This is a genomic window from Streptomyces sp. CB01635 (genome assembly GCF_002803065.1).
Lineage (GTDB): Bacteria > Actinomycetota > Actinomycetes > Streptomycetales > Streptomycetaceae > Streptomyces.
Map to the genome: position 1 here is coordinate 298,878 of NZ_NNBL01000006.1, position 6,214 is coordinate 305,091.

At 70.0% G+C, this 6,214-nt stretch carries 9 protein-coding genes; all 9 read left to right on the forward strand.

Translation table 11 applies throughout. The features are described 5' to 3' along the window. Positions 1-29: 29 nt before the first annotated feature. On the forward strand, positions 30-230 hold the full coding sequence (locus tag CG723_RS20720; RefSeq protein WP_100594937.1) for a hypothetical protein: 201 nt from the start codon (positions 30-32) through the stop codon (positions 228-230). Then, positions 227-421 carry a hypothetical protein gene (locus CG723_RS20725; RefSeq protein WP_100594938.1) on the forward strand — a complete coding sequence of 65 codons (195 nt, stop codon included), beginning with the start codon at positions 227-229 and terminating at the stop codon, positions 419-421. Before CG723_RS20720 ends, CG723_RS20725 begins: the two co-directional genes overlap by 4 nt. Before the next feature lie 11 nt (positions 422-432). After that, a complete protein-coding gene (locus CG723_RS20730; protein ID WP_100594939.1) occupies positions 433-1,038 on the forward strand; it encodes a hypothetical protein in 606 nt (201 codons plus the stop codon). Between the two features lie 231 nt (positions 1,039-1,269). After that, a complete protein-coding gene (locus CG723_RS20735) occupies positions 1,270-1,530 on the forward strand; it encodes a hypothetical protein (RefSeq protein WP_100594940.1) in 261 nt (86 codons plus the stop codon). Positions 1,531-1,782: 252 nt separating this feature from the next. After that, complete coding sequence (locus CG723_RS20740; RefSeq protein ID WP_234374425.1) at positions 1,783-2,829, forward strand: DNA cytosine methyltransferase; 1,047 nt, start codon at positions 1,783-1,785, stop codon at positions 2,827-2,829. Next, positions 2,826-3,719: a bifunctional DNA primase/polymerase gene (locus CG723_RS20745; RefSeq protein WP_100594942.1), complete on the forward strand. Its 894-nt coding sequence runs from the start codon at positions 2,826-2,828 to the stop codon at positions 3,717-3,719. Before CG723_RS20740 ends, CG723_RS20745 begins: the two co-directional genes overlap by 4 nt. Further along, complete coding sequence (locus tag CG723_RS47635) at positions 3,716-4,078, forward strand: hypothetical protein (protein WP_234374416.1); 363 nt, start codon at positions 3,716-3,718, stop codon at positions 4,076-4,078. Before CG723_RS20745 ends, CG723_RS47635 begins: the two co-directional genes overlap by 4 nt. Continuing rightward, positions 4,075-5,622 carry a YfjI family protein gene (locus CG723_RS20755; protein ID WP_234374417.1) on the forward strand — a complete coding sequence of 516 codons (1,548 nt, stop codon included), beginning with the start codon at positions 4,075-4,077 and terminating at the stop codon, positions 5,620-5,622. Before CG723_RS47635 ends, CG723_RS20755 begins: the two co-directional genes overlap by 4 nt. Positions 5,623-5,920: 298 nt before the next feature. Continuing rightward, on the forward strand, positions 5,921-6,109 hold the full coding sequence (locus CG723_RS20760) for a helix-turn-helix transcriptional regulator (RefSeq protein WP_100594943.1): 189 nt from the start codon (positions 5,921-5,923) through the stop codon (positions 6,107-6,109). Positions 6,110-6,214 lie beyond the last annotated feature (105 nt).

The window sequence follows — 6,214 nt, forward strand, 5'->3', positions numbered from 1 at the left end:
GACCTCAACTCGACTCGGGAGAAGCCCTGATGGCTATCAGCGACAAGGACCCCTACAACGCCCGCGAGACCGCCCGCGTCCTCCTGCTCGCCGCCCGCGCGGTGCGGCGCGAGGCCCGCGGCAAGTCCATCCGCGGCATCGAGAAGCAGGCCGCCCGCATCCGCGAGGAAGCGCAGGACCGCGAGGACGCCAGGGCCGCCGCCCGCCGCAAGGCGAGGGGGAAGCGGTGACCCTCACCATCCCCATCGTGTTCCTGCTCGGCCTCGCCCTCGCCGCCCTGCTGCGCTTTCGCGCGGTCGGCTGGGGCGCGGCCACCATCGCCGTCCTGTTCGGCCTCTACCTCGCCGACACGAGCGCCCGCACCACCATCAACGACCTGACCACCGCCGTCGTCAACGCCATCCCCAACGACGGAAACTGAAGGAGCTTGAGGTGAACGAGCAGATCATCGCCCGCCACTGGCTCGCCCACATCGCCCCCAAAGCCGCCCCCGCGCTCGCCACGTCCACCGTCCTCATCCTGGCTAGGATCTGGAACGCCAACGGAGCCGAACACTCCACCGGCAACGCCGTGTTGATGGCCGCCTTGTCCCTCGCTGCCGGCGTGGCGGGCGCGTTCGCTTCCATGGGCCCCGGCGGGGACCGCGTCATCACCGGGACCGCGTTCGCCGCCTCCGGCGCCCTCGCGCTGACCGGGGTCGCCGGATACTCCGACGGCCTCCCCCTCCCGATCCTGCTGTGGGTCCTGGCCACGGTGGCGGCGTACGGGCTCGCCGCCCGCGCCTGGCGCACCGAGCGTCGCGACACGACGGCCTACGAGCGGCACACGACGGTGCGGCGCGAGGAGCACGCGCACATCGAGCGCGTGGAAGCGCTCAAGGCCGGGGCTCAGATCGAATCCGCCCGCGCCGGCGCCGCCTACGCCGAACAGCTCGCCACCGCCCTCATCACCCGCGCCGCACTGCCCGGCTTCAACCCGCAGACCCTCACTGAAGCGGGCCTGCCCCAACTCCCCGCCACCGACCGGGACGCCGCGTGAACCGCCGCAGTAGCACCGGCACGGCCATCCAGGACTGAACGGCCATGGCGCTCCTGAACTGGCGGGACGCTCGCCACTTCGACGCCACCCAAGACCTGCCCTGCACTCTGTGCGGCAGGCCCACCCCGATGCGCTCACACGACCGAGAACCGGTCCACAAAGTGTGCGCCGAGGACTGGTGCGACCAACACCCCGACTCCAGCCGCTTCCACGGCTGACACGGAGGTTCACGTGACCACTCGCACTCGCACTCGCGCCGCTGCGGTCGCCGTGACCGTAAGCGCTCTGGCGCTGCTCGCCGGATGCTCCCTGCCCGACGGCCCGGCCGGCGTCGTCGTCGCCCGGGCCGAACGGACACCACCGGCAAGCAAGAACCGCCCGTACTTCCTGACCGTGCGCACCGCCAACGGCGACCGCAAGGACTTCCAGGTCTACATCGACGACTACGACCAGTGCTCCATCGGCGAGCGCTACCCCGCCTGCAAGCAGTAGCTACGCCAAGGGCGGCCCCCGCATCTCTCCAAAGAACCGGGGCCGCCCTTGTCAGCCAGCACCCACGAAGGAACTGGAGACCTCAGCATGACGCAACCCACCGACATCCGGCGAGCACCGGACGTGTCCCGGCCCCTCAGGGTTGTGGACGCGCTCGCGGCCAAGAGCGCGACCGGGGCAGGCAGCAGCCTGATCCCCAACGACATCGTTGAACTGTTCCGAGGACCTGGCGGGTGGGCAGAGGGCCTGCGCATGCTCGGCCTGGCCGACATCGGCCTGGAATGGGACGCGGCGGCGTGCAGGACCGCGCATGCCGCTGGCCACGCGACCATTCAGACCGACGTCGCCACTTACCCCACCGCGCCTTTCAAGGACCGCATCGCCGGGCTCATCGCGTCAGCACCGTGCCAGGCCTGGTCCCGGGCCGGGAAGCGCGGCGGGCTCGCCGATCAGGCACTCGTGCACCAGGCCGTTCACGACCTCGCCCACGGCCGCGACACCCGCGCCGGACTCCTCGCCCAGTGCCAGGACGAGCGGTCCCTGCTGGCTGCAGAGCCGATGCGCTGGCTGTACGACCTGCGCCCCGAGTGGGCGTGCCTGGAGGAAGTCCCCGACGTCCTCCCGCTGTTCCAGCAGTACGCGGGCATCCTCCGCGACTGGGGGTACAGCGTGTGGGTCGGCATCCTCAACGCCGCCGACTACGGCGTGCCGCAGACCCGCAAGCGGGCGATTCTCCTGGCCTCCCGCATCCGCCACGTGACCGCGCCCGACCCGACACACGCCAAAAGCCCGGCGCTCGATCTGTTCGGCGGGTGCCTGGCTCCCTGGGTGTCCATGGCCGACGCGTTGGCTCTGCCGTCCGGTGTCACGGTCAACACGCGCGGCGACCGCCCCAAGGACGAGCGTGGGCGGGCGGCCGGCGGCAACGAGTTCTCGGCCGACGGCCCGAGCAACGCACTGACCGGCCGGGCACGCTCCTGGAAGCTGCGCAGCGGGCAGGGCTGGAAGCTGCCCTCCGGCGACGTCGAACGCTACGAGCGGGCACTGAGCGAGCCTTCTTTCACCATCACCAGTACCGCGAGCCGCTGCAAGTGGGTTGGGGATGGCGTCGAGGAACGCAGTCTGACCCTTGCGGAAGCGGCGATTCTCCAATCCTTCCGGGCCGATCACTCGTTCTACGGGACCCGAACCAAGCAGTTCGAACAGGTCGGCAACGCGGTGCCGCCGCTACTCGCCGCGCACATCGTCTCCGTGGCCACCGGCATCCCGGTCCGATCGACCTTGGAGGTGGCGGCATGAGTGAGCACCTGATGCGCGCCGCGCTGGACGCCGCCGAACGGGGCTGGCACGTCTTCCCGCTCCGCCCTGACACCAAGCGCCCCGCCCTCCATGGCGAAGCCGCCTGCCCCCGCACCGGGGCGTGCGAGAGCGGTCACCGCAAGTGGGAGCAGCGCGCCACAACCGACCCCGACCGCATCCGCGCCACCTGGGCGCGGGGCCCGTTCAACGTCGGCATCGCCACCGGCCCATCCGAACTCCTGGTCGTCGACCTCGACATGCCCAAGCCCAACAGCAATGGCGACACGCCTGACGGCGCGACGACCTTCAAGGCGCTCTGCGAGCGCACCGGCCACACCGTCCCCACCACCTACCGGACCCGGACCGCAAGCGGCGGACACCACCTGTACTTCACCGCCCCGAACGGGACGCGACTGTCCAACACGGCAGGAACCATTGCCCCGTTGGTCGACACCCGGGCATGGGGCGGCTACGTCGTCGCCGCCGGCAGCACCACCCCCGCCGGGAACTACGAGGCCGCAGGCAGCCCCATGGCGCCCGCACTGCCCCTGTGGCTGCTGAGCATCCTGAAACCGGCCCCCAAGCCGCCTCAGGCGCCCTCGACGGCCACAGCCGGGCAATCCCGTCGATACGCGGACACTGCGCTCGCCTGCGAGGCGCGCAGCGTCGCGGGGGCTCAACTAGGAGAGCGTGAGGCGAAGTTGTTCAGGGCAGCGCGAGCCCTAGGACGGTTCGTCGCGTGGGGCGACCTCCCCCGGCACGTGGTTGAACACGCTCTTCAGGAGGCAGGCGAGGCGGCCGGACTGCCGGCGTCACAGTGTCGCGCCACCCTCCGAAGCGCACTGAACTGGTCCGTCGCCCACAACCACCGTCGGCAGGGTGCGGCATGAGCGAACCGACCCGCCCCCCTCTGAAGAGCATCCCCCACCACACGACTACCCCGCGCGCCGCCGAACGACGGCACTTGCGGCTGGTCGTGGGCGTCCGAAAGGGCGTCGCCGAAGGCGTCCCCATTGCAGTTTGCCCTGACCCGCAGACGAACGACGGATACCGCCCCCGGGCAGTTCTGCACGTCGTGGCGCCCCCGGACTGGCGCGTGACCCCGTCAGCCCACTCGTGGTGCTCCTGCGGCCATGAACGGACCGCCATCGGCCGCGCCGCCGTACTGAGCCTCGTGGCCGCGCACAACGAACACCGCGACACCTGCCCGCAGCTCGCCACCACCAAGGAAGGAGGCAAGGCCGTATGAGCATCTCCAACGACATGAGCCCCGACCTGTGGGAGGGGTTCGACATCGACCCCGAGCAGATCACCGGCCCCGCGTGGGACGAACCCGTCCCGCTCAAGGCCCGCCCGCCCCTGCCCGTCTTCCCCGTAGACACCCTCCCGGCCTGGCTCGGTGACATGGTTCGAGGCGTCGCCGAGGAGACCCAGACCCCCATCGACCTCGCCGGATGTCTCGCCCTTGCGGTCATCGCCACCGCCGCCGGCGGGCGCGTGAAGGTGTGCGTGCGCGGCCACTGGCGCGAGCCCGTGAACATCTACACCGCTGTTGCCCTGGACCCCGGCAACCGCAAGTCCGCCGTGTTCGACCTCATGGTGCGCCCCCTGCTCGACGCCGAGAAAGCGCTCATCGAGCTGTCCGGCCCGGTGCGGGCCGAGGCCGAGACTCTGGCCCGCCTCGCCAAAGCAGCCGCAGAGAAGGCCGCACAGAAGGCCGGAGCGGCCGAGCCGGGGCAGCGGGACACGCTGACTGCCGAGGCGGTCGAACTCGCGCAGGCCGCTGAGGAACTGACCATCCCGTCGGTGCCGCAGCTAGTGGCGGACGATGCGACCCCGGAGACGATCGGGACGCTGCTCGCCCAGCAGAACGGGCGGATCTCGTGCATGAGCGCCGAGGGCGAGCTGTTCGACATCATCGCTGGCCGCTACACCGGCAAGCCCAACATGGGCATGTTCCTCAAGGGCCACGCAGGCGACATGATCCGCGTCAACCGGCAAAGCCGCGAGGCCGAACACGTCGACTCCCCGGCCGTCACCGTCGGCCTGGCCATCCAGCCCGAAGTACTCGACTCGCTCGCCCGCATCGACGGAGCAGACGGACGCGGCCTGCTCGCCCGCTTCCTCTACTCCAAGCCCCTGTCCCTGGTCGGCAGCCGCAACCTCTCCCCGGAACTCCTGGACGAACAGGTAGCCGCCACCTACACCCGCCAACTCGCAGGCCTCACCCTCGCACTGGCCGACTGGACCGATCCCGCTCTCCTGACCCTCACCCCAGAGGCGGACGCGGTCATGCTCGCCTTCCAGAAGGTCACCGAAGCGAGGCTAGGGCGGGACGGAAGCTTCGCGCCGATCGTGAAATGGGCGTCCAAGCGGGACGGGGCCGTGGCGAGAATTGCGGGCCTGCTTCACCTGGCCAGCCACTCCGAGGACGGATGGCACAAGCCCATCGAAGCGGCCACCATGGCGGCTGCGACCGAACTGGGCGTCTACTTCACCGCGCACGCCCTGGACGTGTTCGACACCATGAGCGCCGACCCCGCCCACGACGCCGCCCTGACCGTCCTGGCCCACCTGATCAGCAGCCGCCCGGCCCAGATCACCAAGCGAGAGTTGTTCCGGGCCCTGCGGCGGGCCGACTTCCCCGCCATCGGCGACCTCGACCCCGCCCTGGCCCTGCTCGAAGAGCACGGCTGGATCCGTCAACAGCCGCCACCCCCGCGCACCGGCCGCGGCGGCCGGCCGCCCTCACCCCGCTACGAGACCCACCCCCGCATCGGCCGGGGCGCCTGACACAACCCCCAACCCGCTGACAGAACTGACAGAACTCCCCGACAGCGCCTCTGACCTGCGCAAACGACCATGATCGCGGTTGTGACAGAACTGAATTTAATGCTGACAGAACCCCCGGCCCAGCGCCGGGGGCGCTGTGACAGAACCCCCTCCCAAGAGGTTCTGTCAGGTTTTAATTCAGTTCTGTCAAAGAACCCGACCCGCACATACGCACAGGTCAGAGGCCATGCGTCGAGGTTCTGTCAGTTCTGTCAGCGATTCCCTGGTTCCCGCACTGGATCCGAGAAGGAGTCGCACAGTGGCCAGCCCGAAGAAGCTCAAGCTCGCTGAAGTTCTCGAAGAGATCGACATGAGCCGCGCCGCCTTCTACCGCATGCGCGCCCGCGGCCAAGCCCCCCGCCTCCAGAGGCTGCCCAACGGGCACCTCCGTATCAGCCGCGACGACCTCGATGCCTGGTGGGCTGCCTGCGAGCAGCGCGCTGCCTGACATCGCCCTTTGAGCCCGCCCCGGATCTCCGGGGCGGGCCCTTTTGTCAATCCCCCCGAATCGTGGAGACCTTCTTATGCAGCCAGCCCCTCGTTGAGGCTGGCC

Coding starts and splice junctions, on each gene's coding strand:
- CG723_RS20720 (WP_100594937.1), top strand. CDS start 30: ATGGCTATCAGCGACAAGGACCCCTACAACGCCCGCGAGACCGCCCGC.
- CG723_RS20740 (WP_234374425.1), top strand. CDS start 1,783: ATGCTCGGCCTGGCCGACATCGGCCTGGAATGGGACGCGGCGGCGTGC.
- CG723_RS20745 (WP_100594942.1), top strand. CDS start 2,826: ATGAGTGAGCACCTGATGCGCGCCGCGCTGGACGCCGCCGAACGGGGC.
- CG723_RS47635 (WP_234374416.1), top strand. CDS start 3,716: ATGAGCGAACCGACCCGCCCCCCTCTGAAGAGCATCCCCCACCACACG.
- CG723_RS20755 (WP_234374417.1), top strand. CDS start 4,075: ATGAGCATCTCCAACGACATGAGCCCCGACCTGTGGGAGGGGTTCGAC.